The sequence below is a fragment of the Falseniella ignava CCUG 37419 genome, assembly GCF_000301055.1.
GTDB classification, from domain to species: Bacteria; Bacillota; Bacilli; order Lactobacillales; family Aerococcaceae; genus Falseniella; species Falseniella ignava.
In genome coordinates, this window is record NZ_JH932300.1 from 222,566 (window position 1) to 243,965 (window position 21,400).

Annotated in this window: 21 protein-coding genes and 1 pseudogene; 16 read left to right on the forward strand and 6 right to left on the reverse strand. The window is 39.4% G+C overall.

The window, feature by feature from the left end; translation table 11 throughout:
* Positions 1 to 3: 3 nt before the first annotated feature.
* From HMPREF9707_RS01175 to HMPREF9707_RS01200, 6 genes are all read left to right on the forward strand, one after another.
* A complete protein-coding gene (locus HMPREF9707_RS01175) occupies positions 4 to 591 on the forward strand; it encodes a GNAT family N-acetyltransferase (protein WP_006700899.1) in 588 nt (195 codons plus the stop codon).
* Positions 575 to 1,519 (forward strand): UDP-N-acetylmuramate dehydrogenase, encoded by a 945-nt coding sequence (gene murB, locus HMPREF9707_RS01180; protein ID WP_006700900.1) that lies wholly within the window; start codon positions 575 to 577, stop codon positions 1,517 to 1,519. The genes HMPREF9707_RS01175 and murB overlap by 17 nt, the downstream gene beginning before the upstream one ends.
* Positions 1,520 to 1,685: 166 nt before the next feature.
* Positions 1,686 to 2,837 carry an ABC transporter ATP-binding protein gene (locus tag HMPREF9707_RS01185; protein WP_006700901.1) on the forward strand — a complete coding sequence of 384 codons (1,152 nt, stop codon included), beginning with the start codon at positions 1,686 to 1,688 and terminating at the stop codon, positions 2,835 to 2,837.
* A gap of 10 nt (positions 2,838 to 2,847) precedes the next feature.
* Complete coding sequence (locus tag HMPREF9707_RS01190; RefSeq protein WP_006700902.1) at positions 2,848 to 3,666, forward strand: ABC transporter permease; 819 nt, start codon at positions 2,848 to 2,850, stop codon at positions 3,664 to 3,666.
* Positions 3,659 to 4,486, forward strand: coding sequence for an ABC transporter permease (locus HMPREF9707_RS01195; RefSeq protein ID WP_006700903.1), 828 nt, complete (start codon positions 3,659 to 3,661; stop codon positions 4,484 to 4,486). The genes HMPREF9707_RS01190 and HMPREF9707_RS01195 overlap by 8 nt, the downstream gene beginning before the upstream one ends.
* A 2-nt stretch (positions 4,487 to 4,488) precedes the next feature.
* Positions 4,489 to 5,565, forward strand: coding sequence for an ABC transporter substrate-binding protein (locus HMPREF9707_RS01200; RefSeq protein WP_006700904.1), 1,077 nt, complete (start codon positions 4,489 to 4,491; stop codon positions 5,563 to 5,565).
* A gap of 70 nt (positions 5,566 to 5,635) precedes the next feature.
* On the opposite strand, the gene HMPREF9707_RS01205 is transcribed toward HMPREF9707_RS01200, so the two are convergent.
* A complete protein-coding gene (locus tag HMPREF9707_RS01205; RefSeq protein WP_006700905.1) occupies positions 5,636 to 6,580 on the reverse strand; it encodes an L-threonine 3-dehydrogenase in 945 nt (314 codons plus the stop codon).
* 45 nt (positions 6,581 to 6,625) lie between these two features.
* Positions 6,626 to 7,813 carry a glycine C-acetyltransferase gene (locus HMPREF9707_RS01210; protein ID WP_006700906.1) on the reverse strand — a complete coding sequence of 396 codons (1,188 nt, stop codon included), beginning with the start codon at positions 7,811 to 7,813 and terminating at the stop codon, positions 6,626 to 6,628.
* A gap of 227 nt (positions 7,814 to 8,040) precedes the next feature.
* Between HMPREF9707_RS01210 and HMPREF9707_RS08635 the strand changes: the two are divergent.
* The 10 genes and pseudogenes from HMPREF9707_RS08635 (at position 8,041) to HMPREF9707_RS01260 (ending at position 17,572) form a co-directional block, all read left to right on the forward strand.
* A pseudogene (locus HMPREF9707_RS08635) lies at positions 8,041 to 8,721 on the forward strand (transposase).
* A 330-nt stretch (positions 8,722 to 9,051) separates the two neighbouring features.
* Positions 9,052 to 9,387, forward strand: a complete 336-nt coding sequence (locus HMPREF9707_RS01220; protein WP_006700909.1) for a hypothetical protein — start codon at positions 9,052 to 9,054, stop codon at positions 9,385 to 9,387.
* Positions 9,365 to 11,320 (forward strand): V-type ATP synthase subunit I, encoded by a 1,956-nt coding sequence (locus HMPREF9707_RS01225; protein WP_006700910.1) that lies wholly within the window; start codon positions 9,365 to 9,367, stop codon positions 11,318 to 11,320. The genes HMPREF9707_RS01220 and HMPREF9707_RS01225 overlap by 23 nt, the downstream gene beginning before the upstream one ends.
* A 27-nt stretch (positions 11,321 to 11,347) precedes the next feature.
* Positions 11,348 to 11,827 (forward strand): V-type ATP synthase subunit K, encoded by a 480-nt coding sequence (locus HMPREF9707_RS01230; protein ID WP_006700911.1) that lies wholly within the window; start codon positions 11,348 to 11,350, stop codon positions 11,825 to 11,827.
* A 55-nt stretch (positions 11,828 to 11,882) separates the two neighbouring features.
* Positions 11,883 to 12,461 (forward strand): V-type ATP synthase subunit E, encoded by a 579-nt coding sequence (locus tag HMPREF9707_RS01235; RefSeq protein WP_006700912.1) that lies wholly within the window; start codon positions 11,883 to 11,885, stop codon positions 12,459 to 12,461.
* A 12-nt stretch (positions 12,462 to 12,473) separates the two neighbouring features.
* Positions 12,474 to 13,475: a V-type ATPase subunit gene (locus HMPREF9707_RS01240; protein ID WP_006700913.1), complete on the forward strand. Its 1,002-nt coding sequence runs from the start codon at positions 12,474 to 12,476 to the stop codon at positions 13,473 to 13,475.
* The gene (locus HMPREF9707_RS01245) at positions 13,465 to 13,776 is read left to right on the forward strand and encodes a V-type ATP synthase subunit F (RefSeq protein WP_006700914.1); all 312 of its coding nucleotides are present in this window, start codon (positions 13,465 to 13,467) and stop codon (positions 13,774 to 13,776) included. The genes HMPREF9707_RS01240 and HMPREF9707_RS01245 overlap by 11 nt, the downstream gene beginning before the upstream one ends.
* A gap of 12 nt (positions 13,777 to 13,788) precedes the next feature.
* A complete protein-coding gene (locus HMPREF9707_RS01250; protein WP_006700915.1) occupies positions 13,789 to 15,567 on the forward strand; it encodes a V-type ATP synthase subunit A in 1,779 nt (592 codons plus the stop codon).
* 1 nt (position 15,568) lies between these two features.
* On the forward strand, positions 15,569 to 16,945 hold the full coding sequence (locus tag HMPREF9707_RS01255; RefSeq protein ID WP_006700916.1) for a V-type ATP synthase subunit B: 1,377 nt from the start codon (positions 15,569 to 15,571) through the stop codon (positions 16,943 to 16,945).
* Between the two features lie 6 nt (positions 16,946 to 16,951).
* Positions 16,952 to 17,572 (forward strand): V-type ATP synthase subunit D, encoded by a 621-nt coding sequence (locus HMPREF9707_RS01260; protein WP_006700917.1) that lies wholly within the window; start codon positions 16,952 to 16,954, stop codon positions 17,570 to 17,572.
* Positions 17,573 to 17,742: 170 nt separating this feature from the next.
* On the opposite strand, the gene HMPREF9707_RS08640 is transcribed toward HMPREF9707_RS01260, so the two are convergent.
* The 4 genes from HMPREF9707_RS08640 to HMPREF9707_RS01285 all read right to left on the reverse strand — a co-directional run bounded on the left by HMPREF9707_RS08640 (position 17,743) and on the right by HMPREF9707_RS01285 (position 21,125).
* Positions 17,743 to 19,169 (reverse strand): IS3 family transposase gene (locus tag HMPREF9707_RS08640; RefSeq protein ID WP_415751407.1). Its coding sequence is split into 2 segments (ribosomal slippage): positions 17,743 to 18,605 and positions 18,605 to 19,169, totalling 1,428 coding nucleotides; the frame shifts between segments, so codons are not numbered across the junction.
* Between the two features lie 82 nt (positions 19,170 to 19,251).
* Positions 19,252 to 19,713, reverse strand: coding sequence for a threonine/serine exporter family protein (locus tag HMPREF9707_RS01275; RefSeq protein ID WP_006700919.1), 462 nt, complete (start codon positions 19,711 to 19,713; stop codon positions 19,252 to 19,254).
* Positions 19,714 to 19,723: 10 nt separating this feature from the next.
* On the reverse strand, positions 19,724 to 20,473 hold the full coding sequence (locus HMPREF9707_RS01280; RefSeq protein ID WP_006700920.1) for a threonine/serine exporter family protein: 750 nt from the start codon (positions 20,471 to 20,473) through the stop codon (positions 19,724 to 19,726).
* Positions 20,474 to 20,588: 115 nt separating this feature from the next.
* Positions 20,589 to 21,125 carry a QueT transporter family protein gene (locus tag HMPREF9707_RS01285; protein WP_006700921.1) on the reverse strand — a complete coding sequence of 179 codons (537 nt, stop codon included), beginning with the start codon at positions 21,123 to 21,125 and terminating at the stop codon, positions 20,589 to 20,591.
* Between the last annotated feature and the right edge of the window lie 275 nt (positions 21,126 to 21,400).

Sequence of the window (21,400 nt, forward strand, 5' to 3'; positions counted from 1 at the left end):
CGAATGGTTGAATCAACGCACTCTAATATATCTAGCGATTCAGGGAACACCACTGAAAGGGTTGAACTTTTATTCCGCGAAGCAAAAGTTGAAGATGCGTCTCACTATCAGCAACTCATGTGCCAACTTCGACAAGAGACGTCTTATTTAATCTTTGATACAAAAAATGACCTTAATGATTGTTCTGCACTTCGAGAACTTTTAGCTCAGTATGAGCAAGCTTCTTCCAGCATTATTTTAGTTGTTGAATTAGCTGGGGAATTAATTGCGACGGCGAATCTATCTGTACGGAATCTTTTAGAAGATCCTCAACTTGGAGAAGTTGGCATTGCTGTTATTAAGGAATATTGGGGATGTGGAATTGGGAGTGCATTGATTGATTCGCTGATTGACTTTGCAGAACAAACTTCGTTAAACATCTTAACTTTAGAAGTGCTGGCATCCAACCATCGTGCGATCAATCTTTATCGGAAATTCGGCTTTTGCGAAATTGGCCGATCATCTCAATGGATTAATCAAGATGGTAAATATTATGATACGATTGTGATGGAGAAGCCATTAGGACATACTTTACATGATTACAACGCATAAGGAGGAAATGATTGTGCTTTATAATGAATTAATTAGCAAATATCCCGCAATGGATATCAAATTAAATGAACCTTTATCTCAATACAGCTACACTAAAGTAGGTGGGAAAGCCGATGCGTTAGTATTCCCGCAGACTAAGCAAGAAGTACAACAAATGATTGAATGGGTCGAAACGAATCAAGTTCCATTAACGATTTTAGGAAATTTAAGTAACTTAATTGTGATGGACGGAGGAATTCGAGGTGTCGTAATGATTTTAACTCGAATGAACCAGATTCAAGTTGAAGGTGAAACGGTAATTGCCGACGCAGGTGCATCACTAATCGAAACAACGCAAGTTGCCCGCGATCACCATCTAACAGGTTTAGAATTTGCTTGTGGCATTCCGGGTAGTGTTGGAGGCGCCATTTTTATGAATGCGGGAGCGTATGGTGGAGAGATTAAGGACTTGCCCTTAGAGATTGAAACATTGACTCGCACGGGTGAATTCAGAACTTACAGCACTCAAACCGCTCAATTTGGATATCGCCATAGTATTTTTCAAGATAATCACGAAGTCGTCTTACAAGTTAAATTCCAACTTGAACCTGGTGAGATTGATTTGATTCAGTCCGAAATGGATCGTTTAACCGAATTAAGAACGTCCAAACAACCGCTTGAATTACCTTCATGCGGGAGTGTATTTAAACGGCCAGAAGGGCATTTCACCGGTAAATTAATTCAAGATGCTGGCTTGCAAGGTTACCGTATTGGCGGTGCGGAAATCTCAAAAAAACACGCTGGCTTTATCGTCAATGTGGATCATGCGACTGCGACAGATTATATCGAGTTGATTCAATTTATACAGCATCGAATTTGGGAGCTTTATCAAGTTCAGTTAGAGCCTGAAGTTCGCATTATTGGCGAAGCGATACCCGCTGATGCATAAATACATTTTGATATCAAAATAAGGTCACTTTGTGGTGGCCTTTTTGTGTGCCTTAAGCTGTTTGTTTTATTAAATTATGCTATACTTTTTACAGTAAAAGGTGGAGTACCAAAAAGATAAAAAAGATGCTTCACCATACGAAACGATGAATAGGGAGTGATTTGTAATGACAGAAGTGTACAGTGTCGAATTGAAGGGTATTTCAAAGACGTATGGGGATACGATCGTCTTAAAAAATATCGATATGGATTTGGAAAAAGGAAAATTTTATACTTTGTTAGGTCCTTCTGGATGTGGGAAAACAACGTTGTTACGAATCATTGCAGGATTTAATCAACCCAATACTGGGACCGTAGTACTCGATGGTAAAGACGTTACGCAAGTGAGTGCGAATCGTCGTAAGGTGAATACCGTCTTCCAAGATTATGCACTGTTCCCACATATGAATGTATACGATAATATTGCGTTTGGGATGACGTTACGTAAAGAAAAGAAGGCAGTCATTGATCAGAAAGTCAAAGAGATGTTACGGCTTGTCCAGCTCGATGGGTTTGAAAACCGTCAAATTAGTGAATTATCGGGAGGACAAAAACAACGCGTCTCGATCGCACGCGCATTAATTAATGAACCGGAGGTTCTTCTATTAGACGAACCATTATCTGCTTTAGACCTAAAGTTACGAACAGATATGCAATATGAACTTCGTGAGTTACAGCAACGGTTAGGGATTACCTTTGTATTTGTCACCCATGACCAAGAAGAAGCATTAGCGATGTCTGATTGGATTTTTGTAATGAATGAAGGTGTCGTGGTTCAATCAGGAACGCCGAAAGATATTTATGATGAGCCAATCAATCACTACGTTGCTGACTTTATTGGCGATAGTAATATTATTGATGCGACAATGATTGATGACTATGTTGTGGAATTTGTAGGATATCAATTTGAGTGTAATGACGGAGGGATTCCAAGTGGAGAGCGGGTTGAAGTGGTTATTCGACCAGAAGATATCGAGATTACTACGCCAGAAGAAGGCCAATTGGTAGCGGATGTCGATACTCAACTATTCCGAGGAGTCTTTAACGAAGTCATTGCCTACGATAAGCAAGGCAATGAATGGATGATTCATACGACGCAATTTATCGAGGAAGGCTCAGAGATTGGTTTATCATTTGGTCCAACGGACATCCATGTGATGCGTTACAATGAATCAGAAGAAGATTTTGATGCTCGGATTGAACAATATACGGACGACGAGGAAGATGAAGAACACTTTGATTTTCTGCAATCGAACGGTTCAGTGACTTCACAATTATAGGAGGTAGCATATGAATCGGCGATTACAACATATATTAGCTATTCCGTATTATCTATGGATTGTGTTATTTGTGGTTACACCTATTTTATTATTAATTTATCGTTCATTTTTTGGGATTGACGGAAGTTTGACGTTCGGGAACTATATTGAGTATTTTAGTAGCCCGTATTATATGCAAATGACGTTTGCTTCCTTTTTATCGGCGCTACTGGTAACGTTGATTACTTTTTTATTTGCTTATCCAATGGCGTATTTCCTAACAAAGACCAAACGAAAAGATTTATGGCTGATGTTAATTATTTTGCCAACATGGATTAACTTATTATTGAAGATCTATGCTTTTATTGGACTGCTGAGTCAAACTGGGCCTGTCGTTGCTTTAATTCAGCGTTTTGGGTTAGGGTCACCTCAGTTACTTTTTACGAATGCAGCTTTTATTCTTGTGGCAGCGTACGTGGAACTTCCATTTATGATGCTGCCCATCTTTAATTCCATTGATGAGATCCCCAACTCGATTATTGAAGCGAGCTTGGACTTAGGTTCGAGTGAATGGGTGACACTCAGACGGGTTATTTTCCCGTTATCCATGCGGGGCGTAACGAGTGGGGTTCAAGCAGTGTTTATCCCATCGCTCTCACTGTTCATGCTAACCCGACTCATCGGAGGTAACCGGGTCATTACACTCGGAACGGCCGTGGAACAACATTTTCTAGTCACGCAAAACTGGGGCATGGGAGCAACCATCGGTGTTGTTTTACTTCTGCTAATGGTTATCGTGATGCGATTTACTCGACCTAAAGAGATTGGAGGTTCGACCCACGATGCGTAAAAATTTTTCTTGGGCAACGATTTATATCGTCCTAATCTTTATTTTGATGTATTTGCCGATTGCCTATCTAATCTTTTACTCCTTTAATGCCGGAGGAGATATGTCAGGTTTTACAGGGTTTACCTTGGAGCATTATCAGACTTTATTTTCCGATAAACGGTTATTAAGTTATATCGTGAATACCTTTATCGTCGCTTTGAGCTCGGCATTGATTGCTACTATTATCGGGACATTTGGTGCTTTAGCAATTTTCTTTTCACGTAGAAGTAAGTCAAGCCAAGTGACAATGCAATTTAATAACGTATTAATGGTGACCCCTGATGTAATGATGGGAGCGAGTTTCTTAATTTTATTTTCAACAGTGATTCCAGTAACCTTAGGATTCTGGTCTGTCTTAATTGCGCATGTGGCATTCAGTATTCCGATTGTTGTTTTAATGGTATTGCCAAAATGTTATGAAATGAACTTAAATATGATTACTGCCGCACAAGACTTAGGTGCAACACAGTGGCAAACCTTAACTCGAGTGATTCTTCCAAGTATTCTTAAAGGGATTGTGGCAGGCTTCTTTATGGCATTCACTTATTCGTTAGATGATTTTGCGGTTACTTTCTTTGTGACGGGAGCGGGCTTTAGTACGGTTTCGATTGAAGTGTACTCGCGAGCAAGAACTGGTATTAGTCTCGAAATTAATGCGTTGAGTACGTTGATGTTTATTTTAGCTTTATTACTTGTCTTTGGGTATTACCGAATTCAAATCAGCGAACAACAGAAGCGAATACGTCCGTCTCGTCGAATTCCTTTCCAAGGAGGCAGATAAGCATGAAACAATTGAACCGTTTAATACTAGGTGTTCTAGCCTTGATTTTTGTCTTGTACGGTGTTCGTTATTCCTTAGATCGAGGAATGGGCGGTCAAGGTTCGCAGACAGTGGTATTCTATAACTGGGGCGATTATATCGACCCAACAATTTTGAAGGACTTTGAAGCAGAAACTGGATACCGAGTTATCTATGAAACATTTGACTCGAATGAGGCGATGGTTGCCAAAATTCAACAAGGAGGAACGGCTTATGATTTAGCGGTTCCGAGTGAATATATGATTGAACAAATGATTGAAGATCAATTATTAACGCCATTGGATAAGTCGAAAATTCAAGGACTAGAAAATATCGATGAACGTTTTTTAAATCAACCCTTTGACCCTAACAATGAGTATTCAATCCCATATTTTTGGGGGACCTTAGGCATTTTATATAATACTGAATATGTGGATGAAGATGAGTTGAATCATTGGGATGATCTGTGGAATCCAAAATATCGCAATCAAATTATTATTTATGATGGTGCCCGAGAAGTCATGGGTATCGGATTGCAGTCGTTAGGTTATTCCTTGAATGAAACGGATACGAGTCGCTTAATTGAGGCGCGCGATAAGATGAAATTATTAATGCCCAATATTTTAGCGTTGGTTGCTGATGAGTTGAAAATGCATATGCATAATCAAGAAGCGATTATCGGAATTACTTTTTCGGGAGAAGCGGCGATGGCGATGGAAAATGATGATCGTTTAGCATATAAAGTCCCATCCGAAGGGTCCAACTTGTGGTTTGATAACATTGTCATTCCGCATAATGCAGCTAATCCTGACGGAGCTTATGCTTTAATTAATTTCCTTCTTCGGCCAGATATTGCAGCGCGAAATGCAGAATATATTGGATATGCGACCCCAAATCGACGGGCAATGGAGCTGATGGATCCGGAAGTGGTGAATGACCCTGCGTTCTATCCTACCGATGATGTTATTGAACATTTAGAAGTTTATCGTGGTTTAGGCCAAGAGAAATTGATTGAATATAACAATATGTTCCTAGAAGTAAAATTAGAACCTAGAGATTAAGTAAATATATTCAAAAAGAAGCGTTAGCCTTAAAAAGGCAACGCTTCTTAATTTATAGTAAGGATTGAAATTAGTCGAGCTTAAGCTTATCGAGCATATCTCGTGTCATCGCATCAAGGTCATATTTTGGACTGAAGCCCCATTCTTCAACAGCACAAGAGATATCTAAAGAATTAGGCCATGAATCCGCAATACCTTGGCGGACAGGGTCGACGTCATACGTCATTTCAAATTCAGGCATGACTTTACGGATTGAAGCTGCAATTTCTTCAGGTTCAAAACTCATACCGCTAATATTGAAGGCGTTACGATGTTTTAAATTCTCAGCAGGTGCTTCCATTAGTTGAATAATCGCATCAATCGCATCCGGCATATAGAGCATATCCATATAAGTGCCTTTATCGATATATGAGGCATATTTACCATGGCGCAATGCTTCATAGTAGATTTCTACGGCATAATCCGTTGTACCACCACCTGGAGGTGCTTCATAAGAAATTAATCCCGGAAAGCGAACACCACGAGTGTCGACGCCGAATTTTGTATAGTAGTAATCACAAAGCAGTTCGCCACTTACTTTTGTAACACCATACATGGTTGTAGGGCGTTGGATAGTATCTTGAGGTGTTTGATCGCGTGGTGAAGTTGGGCCAAAAGCACCAATGGAACTTGGTGTGAAAAATTGTAAATCGTATTGGCGTGCCAACTCTAATGCGTTCACCAAACCACCCATGTTGATATCCCAAGCTAACTTAGGTTTTGCTTCTGCAACAGCAGAGAGTAAAGCGGCCAGGTGAATTAATGTATCGACTTTATATTCACGAATGATTCGTTCGAAGTTATCAACATCGAGAACATCTAGAATTTCAAAGATACCTTCTTGACATACCACAGAATCATCATTTTGATGGATATCTGTTGCAATAACATTATCAACACCGTATATTTCACGTAATTTAACGACGAGGGGTGTCCCAATTTGGCCAAGAGACCCCGTAATAAGAATTTTTTCCATAGTGGTGAAATCATCCTTTTCTATTTAATCTATGATGTGATGGATTTAAATAACGCCTAATTCTTTACCAACTTTTTCGTAGACTTTTAGCACTTCGTCCAATTGTTCCTTCGTATGAGCCGCTGTTGGCATATTACGAACACGCCCTGTACCACGCGGAACGGTAGGGAAAACAATGGATTTAGCATAAACGCCTTCTTCTTTCAAACGACGAGAGAAGGTTTGTGTTTTATTTTCATCACCAATAATACATGGCGTAATTGGTGTTTCAGATTGTCCGATATCAAAGCCTAAGTTTTTCAGACCTTCTTTAAGGTAGCGGCCATTTTCCCATAATTTATCGTGTGCTTCAGTTGAAGCCATCATTAATTCAATTGCTTTGGTTGCTGCTGCTGCGGCACCTGGTGTTAGTGAAGTAGAGAATAGGAATGGACGAGCTCTTACTTTAAGCCAGTCAATCAATTGTTGAGAACCAGCAACATAGCCGCCTACAACACCTAAAGCTTTAGAGAGGGTTCCCATTTGCATGTCAATATCTTTTTGTGCATTAAAGTGTTTTACCGTACCAGCACCTTTACCCATAACGCCTGAACCATGTGCGTCATCAACATAAGTAATTAAGTTATATTCTTTAGCAATTTCAACGATGCCTGGAATATTTGCAACGTCACCGTCCATTGAGAAGACACCGTCAGTGATGTACATTACTTTATCGTATTCGCCACTTTCAGTAGCTTCTTTAGCTTTAGCACGTAAATCGTCCATATCTTGGTGTTTTACACGGATGATTTTTGCTCCAGAAAGACGACAACCATCAATAATCGATGCATGATTTAACTCATCAGATAGAATCGCATCGCCTTTACCAATAACTGCAGCGATAGCTCCCATATTACAGTTAAAGCCAGATTGGAAAGCAATGGCTGCTTCAGTTCCTTTGAACTCGGCAATTTTTGCTTCGAGTTGATCGTGAATAGTTAAAGTTCCGTTAATTGTACGGACCGCGCCAGCTCCGACACCGTAATGAGTAGTGGCTTCGTTTGCTTTTTGAATCATTTCTTCGTTCGTAGCAAAACCTAAGTAGTTATTTGAAGATAGGTTAATTAATTCTTTACCGTTGACGTTGATGATTGGGCCATTTGGTCCGTCAACCGTATCGATTTCATTATATAACCCATTTTCTTTTAACTCTTGCAAATTTTTTGCTAAAAATTCTTCAAGTTTTTGACTCATAATAATCCTCCTATAATTTATTAATAAAATACTATGTTTTCAGTTTAGCAGATTATTCAAGCGTTTTCTAGCAATCGCTAACATTTGTAACATGAGAATTTAATGAGATGTTTATGCCTCTGAGTTTGTAAATGATAGATTGTAAAATTAATTGCGACAAACAAAAAACTCATAACAAGTTCGTGTAAAATGTTAGTAACCACAAAAACACACACGGAGGACCTGTTATGAGCTACAAACATCTTACCATAGAAGATCGTTCAAAAATAGAAATACTTTATCATGAAGGCTATACAGCGAGTCAAATTGCTGAAGGCATCGGGCGTCACCGTTCGACGATTTATCGAGAACTCAACCGTGTTAAGTCAGCCAGTTACGATGCTCAATTGGCTCAAGCTAACGCTACTGAACATCAATCTCTCAAAGGTCGTCGTCCTAAACATACGCCCGAACTCATTCAAGATATTCAAACAAAGTTAGAATTAACTTGGTCTCCCGAACAAATCGTAGGACGCTGCTATCAAAATAGATTATCATTTAAAACAATTTATAACTAGATCTATCAAGGCGTCATTGAGGTCTCGCTAGACTACGACTACCTGAGACAAAAAGGGAAACGACGCAAAACTCAGGAAACCAGAGGTAAAAGTAAAGAATGTCTCGTTACTTTTGCTGAGCACAAGAGTCGCTTCTATATCGCTTTAAAGATGCCGAATCGATCGAAGGAATCTATGATTTCGACTGTAAATCAGTTGATCCAAATTTTCCCTAAACGCACAGATCTAGTTAAAATTACGGAACGTGAACTTTTCAATGCATTATGGTTGATAAATAATCGACCTAGAAAATGCTTAGATTTTAAAACACCTTTTGAAGTACTCATGTACGAACTCGTTCAGTTAGAATGACTTTTTGTCGCAATAATTATTGCAATTTATCTAATCAAAAAAGTATTTCTTGACTTAAATGAACACCAATACATGATCTAATTATATGAAAAAAATCTGGAAATAATCGACGTTTATTTCTGGAAAATACTTTAAAATAAAGGATTAAAAAGCTAGATAGATCAAGCTTTTATGTTAGATAAAGATTTGATACTCTATAGACAAAATGGTAATATGGTAAAGAGTTATTTATTAATTTACTATGAGGAATCCTGGCATCTGGGGGTTGAGGAGCTCTGTAAACTGATAATATAACGCTTTCATAACGACATGTCGGAGGTGATTTTCTGAATGAAAAACGAAATTATCAATACCTTGAAGGAAGCGGAAAGTACGATTGATGGATTGAAAACTTCGATGCAAGAGCACAAAGAAGAAATTCAAGAAATGGTCCAAAAGGAACTTCAACAATATGGCGAGGTACTGGATCACTCGTTGAAAGATTTAGATCGTGATTTGGATCGTCAATTTCAAGGAGAGTTAAATGCGGCTTATGAGCAAGTGAGTCATGTTGTCTCACAATACCAACAAAAAATGCAGCATGAATATCAATCTGTCAAAGATTTACTCGTCCAGAAAGGTGTAAAGGAGGTTATGGCAGCATATGGCAATTTCAGAAATGAGTAAAGTTCTGATAATCGCTGAACAATCAAGAAAGGATCTACTGCTAGAATCTTTGCAAGAAATGAAAGGGACAGAAATTGTACCCTTCACCGATTTAGCTGAAGAGGATATTGAAATATTCTCGCATCAAGATACGAAAGAGAGCTCAGCGCGCTATCAATATAATGAAGCGGTCAAAGCTCTAGCGATACTTGATCGCTACCGTACTCCGGAATCATTATTCACTCGTTTACGACGAAAACGTGATACGTTCACGTTAGATGAATTAGAACAACACATACATTCGTTAAACTTTGAGGGGTTGACTCAAGCAATCTATTCACTCGATGATCAGTTGCATGAAATTGAAGAAAAAATCAAGCAACTCGAAGACGAAGAAGTGTTGCTACGGCAATGGTCGCAACTGAAAGTTCATCCAGATGAATTGAAAGAGTTGCATTACTTTTCGGGCGTGTTAGGTACGATTGAGACTGAAGATTATAATGACTTAGTTGATCAATTGCATCAAATTACTGAAGATGTGTTTGTTCAAGAAGTATTTTATGGTCAGGATCGTAGCGGTTATCTAATCGTTTTCCCTGAAGAAAGTCAAAAGGTCATCCTAAATAAACTTCAACGTCTTGATTTTGATCCGTTAAATTATCAATATACAGAACTTCCTCAAGTGGAGTTAGAGCGTAACTTAAAGCAGCGTAAAGAATGTTTTGCACAAGCAAAAGACATTAAAGCATCTTTAGGTGATTTTGAAGAAGAATACGTTCAGTTATCGTTAATTAAAGAGCATTACGGTAATCTTGTTGAACGTCAGATGGCGAGTAAGTTAGCGTTAGATAGCGCGCATCTGTTCGTTCTCAAAGGATGGATGGAGTCGGATCGAGTTGATGAGCAAATTCATTATCTAGAACAACAACTGGGTCAAGATGGGTTTGTATCTTATGTCGAACCTGTTAGTGATGAAGACCAACCTGAAGATATTCCAGTTCAATTAAGGAACCATTGGTTTGCCCGTCCGTTTGAAGGGCTTACGAAACAATATGGAATCCCATTGTACGGAAGTCTGGACCCAACACCGTTTTACTCATTTTTCCAAGTGTTATTCTTTGGATTGATGAGTGCAGATTTAGGTTATGGATTACTTTTATTTATCGGAACGCTATTCCCAATCTTGTTCTTTGATTTGAATGATAAGACAAAACAAAGTCTGATGTCATTTAATTTTATGTCTGTTGGAACAATGGCGGTAGGCCTATTTTTTGGTAGTTTCTTTGGCTTTGATCTACCGTTTAAGGTGATGGACATTACCGATCAAGTTATCGATGTCATGTTAATTTGCGTATTAATCGGTATGATCCATATGCTTCTAGCCTATGCACTAAAAGCTTATTTGGAAGCTCGTAAAGGGGACTATGTTAGATGGTACCTTGACTCCATGCAATGGTTCTTAATTTTAGTTGGGATTTTAGTAATGGGAGCTAATAGCATTTTGGGATGGAATAACCCCTCCCTACAAAAAGTCGGTCTCGTATTAATTCTTGGTAATATTGTGGGGATGTTTATTGTTAACATCTTTACTAACGGTAATCCATTTATCGGCTTTAGCTTAGGTTTATTTGGTATGATCGACGTGGCTGGATTAGTAGGGGATATCGTAAGTTATACCCGTCTAACAGCTTTAGGTGTGGCTGGAGCAAATATCGGAATGGCATTCAACTTAATTGTAAGCCTACTACCACCGGTATTGCGCTTTAGTGTAGGGATTCTATTGTTCTTAGCTTTACATGGTTTGAACATCTTTATTTCGTTCCTCGGAGCTTACGTCCACTCAATGCGTCTTGAATTCGTTGAGTTTTTCGGTAAGTTTTTTGAAGGCGGAGGTAAAGAATTCAAACCGTTGAAACCATTGGAAGAAGAAGTTTGGATTGAAAGTAAAAAATAAAATTTATATCATTGGAGGTATTCTTTTATGGAATTTATTACGGCATTTTTCGGAGAAAACATTGGACTTATTCTCGGAGGATTAGGTGTAGCATTCGCTACCTTTATGGCAGGGACAGGTTCTGCAATTGCAGTAGGTATGGCTGGGGAATCTGCTTCAGCATTGGTTAAAGAAAAACCAGAATTATTCGGTCAAGCGCTAGTTCTTCAACTACTTCCTGCAACGCAAGGATTATACGGATTCGTTATGGGGTTATTAATCTTACTTAACCTTGAACCAGGTATGTCTGCTTCAACAGGATGGTACTACTTTATGTGTTCACTTCCAGTAGGAATTGCAGGGTACACTTCTGCTCCATATCAAGCGCGAGCTTCAATTGCGGGTATGCAAATTCTTGCGCAACGTCCTGAAAATGCAACCCAAGGGATTGTTTTCTCAGCGATGGTTGAGACATATGCGATCTTAGGTTTAGTTATCTCGATCTTAATGTTCTTATTCGGTAATTAATAAGACGTAGTTACGTCAAATGATATCGAATTAGAGAGGAGAGTGACGAGAGATTATGGCAGACTTAAAAAGCTTGACTCAAAGTGTCATCGGTCGTGAAGAAGCAAAGTTTGATCAATTGTTCCAAGAATATCGTGAAGAGCAACTTAAAGAACTCGAGCAGAAGAAGGAACAATTAAGAGAAGAAAACCAAATAGAACGTCAAAAAGTCGAAGCGAACCGACTAAAACAGCACGAGATTTCTTTAGGTAGTACGCAACTTAGACAACGTAACGACATGTTGGCAATCAAACAAAATATTATCCAACAATTTATTACAGACGTTAAAGACCAATTAACAGCCCTTTCTCCAGAGTTAATCCAAGAGTTTATTTGGAATGTGATTAAGGAGTTACCTTCTCAAGAAGGAATCAAGTTAATTTTAGGAAGCGAAACTTTTTACAAGTTAGATGATAAGTTTGAAGACTTCAAAAAAGCTGGTTTAGAAGTAGAAAATGAACCTTTAAAAGGAGCTTCAGGATTTATCCTTGAACAAGGAAATACACAATACAATTATTTATTCGATAATTTAGTCAATGATTATCGAGAACAACTACAACATCTTGTCGTGGAGAAACTGTTCAACGACAAATAGAAGGGAGTTCGTATGCAAGATACAGATTATGGCAAAGTGAATATGACTGTTCGTGTTCACGAGAACTACCTCCTCAATCAGAATCATTACGAGCGGATGCTACAAGCAGCAAATTATGAAGAAGCTGTCCGTGTTTTAAGCGATACAATCTATCGTGAAGGCGTGGAAGAGGCGATTCGTACGCGTGATTATGAACCAATGCTGATGCATGTATTGGAAGATACATACCGCTGGTTAATCAATGAGATCCCTAATAAAGCTTTAGCGGAACTAATTACATTGCAGTATGCATATCATAATATCAAGGTGCTCTTTAAGGAGAAAAAGACCGGTCAAGAATATCAAAAAACATTGATTGATCTGACCTACTATCCGATATATGAGTTTCGTAAAGCTGTAGCAACGTTAAACTCTGATATTTTACCACAAGAATATATTGATCATATTCGCCAAATGGATAATTTTTATTCAGATACGCCTTCAGTGAATGATATTGATATATTTGTGGATCGAATTTATCAAGAACATTTAGTTCATCTCGCTGAACAATTAGAAGAATCAGACGTTGAGCATTGGATTCGTCGACAAATCGATTTACAAAACTTATCGGTATACTTCCGAGGATTAGCGATGAATCGTTCGGTAAATCATATGCAAGCTGTCTTATCGGAACATGGAAATATTAAAGTTGAAGAGTATGTTCAAGCGATGGGTCAAGGGTTTGACGCAGCTTATCAGCATTTCAGTCAACACCCAGATTTACGAGAATTATTTATGAATGTCAATATGAACCATAAAAACTCATTGAGTCAGCTCGAACGTGAGATTGACAAGGAATCTAGCAACGTATTATCAGCCGCTAAAATGAAAGTATTTGGACCGCTACCTGTATTAGCCTATATTCACGCCGTTGAAGAAGAAGTTGTGAATATCCGCCTAATTTTAACAGGCAAATTGAACAGTATCGATAACGATATTGTGAAGGAAAGAATGAGGTTGAGCTATGCGATATAAGATTGGATTTATCGGTGAGAAGGATGCCGTCTATGCATTTGGAATGCTTGGGATGGACGTCAACTACGTGAATGATGCGAGTGAGGTTCGCTCGATGATTCAAGAGATGGTTCAACAAGAATATGGGGTTATCTTTATTACAGAAGCGCTTGCGGCTCAAGTCCCCCATGTTATTTCTGAATATGATGAGCAGTTCTTGCCAGCCATTATATTAATACCAAGTGAAGTGGATTCAGAGAGCATTGGAATGCAACGAATCCAAGAGAAAGTTAAAAAGGCCGTTGGCCAAAATATTTTATAGGAGGTATGATTATTGAATTCCGGAATTATTCAATCAGTTTCAGGACCGCTAGTCACTGCAACTGGTTTAGAAGAAGCCAAAATTCGTGACATTTGTTATGTCGGCGAAGCGAAATTAGTTGGCGAAATTATTCAAATCCGTGAAGATGAAGCCTTCATCCAAGTTTACGAAGAAACATCGATGGTCGGACCGGGCGAACCGGTATTTCCTACAGGGCAACCTTTATCAGTTGAACTCGGACCAGGTATGATGTCTTCAATGTTTGATGGAATCCAACGTCCACTGAAAGATATTGCGACACAATCAAATAGTTCATTTATTGCCCGTGGTATCGAGGTGGCTTCATTAGATCGTGACCGTGTATGGCACTTTACGCCAGTTGCTAAAGTTGGTGATAAAGTCCAAGAAGGTGACATCATCGGTGAAGTTCAAGAAACGAAGGTTATTAACCATAAAATTATGGTGCCGATCGGTGTAACGGGTATTGTGAAAGAAATTCACGAAGGAGACTTCAAAGTTGAAGACACCGTGTATGTGTTAGAAACAGCCGAAGGTGACCGTGAATTTAATATGATTCAACGTTGGGCAATTCGTCAACCGCGTAAAATTGCTGAAAAACATGAACCGACAACTCCGCTGATTACCGGTCAACGTGTTATTGATACGCTCTTCCCGGTTGCAAAAGGTGGAGCGGCAGCGGTTCCCGGACCATTCGGAGCGGGTAAAACCGTTGTACAACACCAAATTGCAAAATGGGCTGACGTAGATATTGTCGTATACGTAGGTTGTGGTGAACGTGGTAATGAGATGACGGAAGTTATTAATGAGTTCCCAGAATTAGTAGACCCAAATACTGGAGAATCAATTATGGACCGTACGATTCTGATCGCGAACACATCGGACATGCCGGTAGCGGCGCGTGAAGCGTCAATCTATACGGGTATTACCATTGCTGAGTACTTCCGTGATATGGGATACTCGGTTGCCATCATGGCTGACTCAACTTCACGATGGGCGGAAGCGCTGCGTGAAATTTCAGGTCGTCTTGAAGAAATGCCAGGGGACGAAGGTTACCCTGCATACTTAGGATCTCGTTTAGCAGAATATTATGAACGTGCTGGATTTGTTACAACGATTGGACAACCTGCGCGTGAAGGAAGTATTACAGCGATTAGTGCGGTATCACCTCCAGGTGGGGATACTTCAGAGCCGGTAACGCAAAACACACAACGTGTTGTTAAAGTGTTCTGGGGTCTTGATGCTACGCTAGCACGTCGTCGTCACTTCCCAGCCATTCATTGGTTGAGTTCTTACTCACTTTATTCATCAGATTTGAATAAGAAATTAAACGAGCGTCTTGGAATGGATTGGGATGCTGCCGTAACGCATACACGTTCATTACTACAACAAGAAGCAGAATTAGATGAGATTGTTCGTCTAGTTGGGGTAGATTCACTCTCCGACTCAGACCGCGCTAAATTACTTGTTGCAGCAATGATTCGTACCGACTACTTACAACAAAATGCTTACGATGATGTCGATACGTATACAAGCTTGAAGAAACAATCTGAAATGCTTCAAACGATTCTTCACTTTGAAGATAAAGTGAAACACGCCTTAGAGCTCGGAACGCATATTACCGATGTGATTGAAGGCACAGTAGAATTACGTGAACGAATTGGACGTATGAAATATATCCATGAAGATCAAGTAGAAACAGCTTACGGAGAAATTCGCGAAGTCATTGATGCGGTAATCCGTCAAGTGGTGCAAGATGGAGGTGACGCATAAGATGTTAAAAGAACATAAAGGATTATCTGCTGTTGTAGACCCATTAGTTACCGTTAAAGGTGTGGAAGGCGTAAAATTCGACGAGTTAGTTAACGTTGAATTAGGCGATGGCACTATTCGCCGTGGACAAGTCCTTGAAGCTGAAGGTGACACAGCAATCGTTCAGTTATTTGAAGGTTCATCTGGAATTAATAAGGTTGATGCAAAAGTTCGTTTCTTAGGCAAACCTTTAACATTAGATGTGTCTGAAGATATGATCGGACGCCGTTTCGATGGAATGGGACGCATTAGTGATGGGGGACCAGAACTGATTGCAGAGAAATCACTTGATATTAACGGAGCAGCGATTAACCCTGTAATGCGTAACTATCCAAATGAGTTCGTTCAGACAGGAATTTCAACCATTGACCATTTAAATACTTTAGTTCGTGGACAAAAACTTCCAGTGTTCTCAGGGTCTGGTCTACCTCATAAAGAGTTAGCGGCGCAAATTGCTCGTCAAGCGACAGTATTAAACTCAGATGAAGACTTTGCGGTAGTGTTCGCAGCCATCGGGATTACTTTCGAGGAAGCGCAATACTTCATCAATGACTTTACTGAGACCGGTGCGATTGACCGTTCGGTAGTCTTTATTAACTTAGCGAATGACCCAGCGATTGAACGTCTAGCGACACCAAAAATGGCGTTAACTGCTGCGGAATACTTAGCATTTGAAAAGAATATGCACGTCTTAGTTATTATGACAGACATGACGAACTATGCGAACTCATTACGTGAAGTTTCTGCAGCGCGTCGTGAAGTACCAGGTCGTCGTGGTTACCCAGGTTACCTATATACGAACTTAGCAACGCTTTATGAGCGTGCAGGACGTATCGAAGGTTCAACGGGGTCAGTGACACAAATTCCAATCGTTACGATGCCAGAAGATGATATTACGCATCCGATCCCTGACTTAACGGGTTATATTACAGAAGGACAAATTATCTTGTCTCGTGATTTATATAACCAAGGGTTACAACCACCGATTAACGTGTTGCCGTCACTTTCGCGTCTGAAAGATAACGGAATTGGGGAAGGTAAGACGCGTGAAGACCATGCGTCAACGATGAACCAAATCTTCTCTGCTTACGCACAAGGTAAAGAAGCGAAGAGCTTAGCTTCGGTTTTAGGGGATTCAGCTCTGACTGAAACGGACTTGAAGTACTTAGAATTCTCAGACGCTTTTGAAGAGAAGTACGTTAACCAAGGTTACTATACAAACCGCAGTATTGAAGATAGTTTAGAGATTGGTTGGGAATTACTACGTATTCTCCCAAGAACGGAATTAACCCGTATTAGCGAGGAATTGATTGAGAAATATATGCCTGAAGGGAAGTGATGAACGATGGCTCGATTAAATGTGAATCCCACTCGGATGGAGCTCACAGTATTGAAAGAGAGACTCGCCGTCGCCACCAAAGGTCATAAAATCTTAAAAGACAAACAAGATGGGTTGATGCAAAGCTTCATTAATATGATTCGTGAGAATGCACAACTTCGCGAAGAAGTTGAAACCATCTTAAAACGTGGTATGCAAAATTTCGCTTTATCAAAAGCATTACTCCATGAAGAATATTTAGAGCAAATCGCACTCGTTCCGACATTCGATGTCCGTTTGGACGTTGACCGAAAGAATATGTTGAGTGTCAAAGTTCCTGAAATGCATTTTTCCGGTGAAGAAGACAACGAATTGAAGTATGGTTACTTGAATTCGAATGCAGATTTAGATGATACGTTAACAAGTTTCAACGAAGCGCTCCCTAAAATGTTAGAGTTAGCTGAATTGGAAAAAGCGTGTCAACTTTTAGCCGGTGAAATTGAACGCACACGCCGTCGTGTAAACGCGCTAGAAGAGCGTACAATTCCTGATCTGAAAGAAACGATCAAGTATATTCAATTAAAACTCGACGAAAATGAGCGGGCAGAAATTACCCGTCTGATGAAAATTAAAGATTTTGATCAATAAGAGGCTACAGTTTAACTCAACAGTGAATAAACACTGTTGAGTTTTTTGTTAGAGAAAATCAAAATAACCTCCACCTTGAAAGAACCGGTGATAGAGTGACCCCAATTAGTTGGACCAAAGAGATAAGCATATTTTGCTTGTCTCTTTTTTATGTGTATAGGATTTAATCCTTAAGCAGTTTGTGCCTGTCTATATTCAACAGGACTTAACCAGCTCAACTTTTCCTTAATTCGCTCTTCGTTATAGTAACGAATATAATCAATGATTGCTTGTTCCAATTCCTTGTAACTTCGATAAACTTTTCCATAATACATCTCTTGTTTCATTACACCAAAGAAATTCTCTATCGGTGCATTATCGTAACAGTTGCCTTTACGTGACATACTTTGAAATATTTGATGTTCTTCCAATAACGCTTGATATTCTTTCATTTGATAAGCCCAACCACGGTCTGAATGGAAGGTTCGTCGATAAGAGCAATCTTTTGAAACTTCAATCGCTTCCACTAATGCTTCAAGCATCGTTTCTTTATTAGGCTGATGAGAAACTTTAAAACTAATGATTTCTAGATTGTACAAGTCCATAAAAGGATCTAAATATAATTTCTTTACTTGAAGCTTGCCCGAATCATCTGCTTCATAGTATTTGAACTCTGTTGTGTCCGTCGTAATCTTCTGATACGGTATCGAGCTTTCGAATCGACGATTGATTCGATTGGGTGCAATTTGTCCGACAATGCCTTTATAACTATTATATCGACGATATTTGCGTCCAAAGTTTTTGACTTGAATCTTTAATTCTTGACAGATGCGTTGAACTTTCTTTCGATTGATTTTCAAGCCATCTTTTACAAGTTTTGCATGAATTCGACGGTAGCCATAATTTGAATGTGCCTCACGGATTGACATTATTTTTTCTTTTACTTCTTGATCTGGATCTGGTTTTTTCCATTGAGACTGCCAATACATATAGGTGGATTTAGGGAAGTTGATTGCCGCAAGAATCTCAGTTAAGGTAAATCTTTCTTGTTGACGGAGCTTGTGGATGATTCTTGCTTTGTCTTCGTTGCTTTCTGTAGCCGCAAGCTCCTTAGCATTTCCAAGTACTCATTTTTAATGGTCTGCATTTTAAGCTCATATTCAAGCTCTTTAATGCGATTGTTTGCCCGTTCTAAATCCGTTATTTTCAGTGGCTGAGAATCCATTTGATTTTTGTTTTTAGATTGTTTATTTCTAGACATCGGTGGCCTCCCTCGTTTTCGAGAAAGTCCTTCAACCCCTTGATTATGGTACTCTTGACGCCATCTAGCAATGAGACTTGGATTATTTAATCCCAACTCATTCGCTACGTCTTGATAGGACTTCTCACTTGCTTCATACAACGTAATTGCCTTCAACTTAAATTCTACACTGTATGAATTACTTTTGCGAGAACGTTTTAAACCTTCTATACCTAAAGTTTGATAAGCGTTGATCCATGTTCTAATTTGAATAGTCGATTTGAACTGATATTTTTTAGCCAATGATCTTAAGCTGATGGTTCCAGAAAGATACTCTGCGACCACTTTCATCTTGAATTCTAAACGATATTTAGCCATACAAATACCCCCTAAAGTTGGATTTTTCTTGGTCCAACTTTAGGGGGTCAGTTCATGAAGGTTATTTATCATGGGTTGATTTTTAAGGTTGTTTCGTTCGGGTTAGGCGATTTCGTGTGAGATAGTGGGTGAATTTACTTTCAACCATATTTCCAACCATAAACCCGACCGCGATTGCACCTGAAACATAAATGACAATTAATATTTGCTCGAAGCTTTCGATATAGCGGCTTTCTACAGCATAGCGCACAGCAGTGTAGGCGGGACCTCCGGGTACAAGGGGCACAATGCCAGGAATACTTAATATAATGGCTGGAACTCTTTGCCGACGTGAAAAATAGACACATAAGAAGTTAATCATTAAGGTTCCAAGAAAAGTTGCAATCGCAACATTCATCCCAGCCTGCATCGTCGCGTAGGTTACAATCCAAGCACAACCGCCAATTAAACCACAAGGGATTAAGATACGTCGCGGAGCATTGAGTATAATTCCGAAGCATAAACTTGGAATAAAGGACATAATAAATTGTTCAATATAAACCATCGCTTGCTCCTTACATACTACTTAACATTAAGGCAATACCAATACCGAGCACTGAGGCGGTAATAATGGCTTCGACACTTCGAACAATCCCTGTTAGCAAATGCCCTGCGAATAAATCGCGAAAAGCCGCAGTAATGGCGAGCCCTGGGACGAGTGGAATCAACGTCCCAACAATTAACATATCTCGGTCAGTGACAAGCCCCATATTTTCTAATAATAAAACTAAGAATGTAATCACAATCGAAGCGAAAAGATCATTAATAAATAATAGGCCAGTGTATTTTGAGACCAAGACTGAAACAACATAGCCAGCTGCTCCGATTGGAATAGCGGCAAGAAAGTCGTAATATGAACCGCCCATAATAATCATTAAGGTCGTTGAAGCAATCCCTGCGCAAATAATTTTCCACCAGAAAGGGAAATTGGGGGTATTAATGTCAACTTCTTGTAGACGATGATTTAATTCTTCTAATGTAATCGCATTGCTAGTGTATAGACGTGAAAGTTGATTGGTATTGGCAATGCGTTCGAAATTCGTAGAGCGTCGGCGCGCTTGTTGTAGCTGTGAACCAGTCAGGTCATTAAGACTTAGGAAAATACCGGTAGCAGTAACGTAACTTTCTGCATTTAAAAATCCAGCATGTCGACAGATTCTTAACATCGTATCTTCAACACGATAGGCTTCCGATCCGGATTCCATCATAATACGTCCTGCTAACAGAGCGGTGGTCAGGACTGTTTGTTTATATTCTTCGTTCATAATACCCTCCTGTCTGTTATCTATTATTCAAGATAATGTCTAATAAATCAATATCATAATGCAAAAGTTTACTTGAAAAAAGACCAGTAAGTCGTCCCACTTACTGGTCATTATTTTATTGATAAAAATTAATGCGTGGATCAATCAAGAAGTACATTGCGAGACCTCCCAAGGTCATTACAATGAATTCTGATAGTGCAAGCACACCGTAGGTTTGCCAGAAATAATTTTCATAGCCTAAGTGGATTAGCATCCAAGCGATAATAAACATGGTCGCCGTAAACACGAGGGTCATTACGATGTAACGAACGAGAAGGGGATGTTTAGCCTTTTCGTCCAGCCACTGAACGACTTTTTCACCTAACCAACGTGCAATGAGTAATGATATTAAAGTGTGGAACCCACCCACAACCACGTCCAACAGATTGGACTGTAGGAAATTGACAATCATTACACCAAGTGTAATCGAGTAAATATAGCGGCGATTATACAGGCCGATAAAATTCAGAGCTTCAGAAATACGAAACTGAATTGGACCATATGCGACGGGGGCAACGACCATTGTTAAAGCGATATACAATGCGGTAACTAAAGCGCCACGTACTAAACCTTGTGTCTGGTTAGCACCGTATGATTTTTGTTGATTTGACATATCCATTCTCCTTTATAGCAATGCTAGTAATAACTGCACCCAAAGGACGATGAGCAGTACTCTGCTGAAGTGGTGCAGTGTTGTAAGACAACATTCCTATTCTAACACGTTCACTATAAAAAGCAATCCTGATATTTTGATCACTATTTTTGTCGAATTATCCTGGATGTTGAAATCCAGATAGGTTTGTCGCTTGAATCCATTTAGAATCAAAAATCCAAATAGATTTGCCGCCTGAACCTATTTAGAATCAGAAATCCAAATAGGTTTGTCGC